Source organism: Gilvimarinus sp. 1_MG-2023, assembly GCF_030548285.1.
Map to the genome: position 1 here is coordinate 1 of NZ_JAUOSC010001150.1, position 263 is coordinate 263.

At 54.0% G+C, this 263-nt stretch carries 1 pseudogene; it reads left to right on the forward strand.

Going from position 1 to position 263, the window contains the following annotated elements:
• A pseudogene (locus tag Q4563_RS20460) lies at window positions 1–263 on the forward strand (23S rRNA (adenine(2503)-C(2))-methyltransferase RlmN); the annotation flags it as partial.

Below are 263 nucleotides of genomic sequence, written 5' to 3' on the forward strand. Positions count from 1 at the left end.
GATGATGGAAGACAATGCCTACGGTTTGTCGAAACGTCGGGTAACGCTGAGTACTTCCGGCGTGGTGCCGATGCTGGATAAGCTTGGGGAAGTCACTGACGTCTCGCTGGCGGTATCACTGCATGCCCCGAATGACGAGTTGCGTAACCAGCTGGTACCGATCAACCGCAAATACCCGATTGCCGAGTTGATTGCTGCTACCAATCGTTATCTGGCAAGGTTGCCGGATCGACGCAAGGCGACCATTGAATACACCATGATGG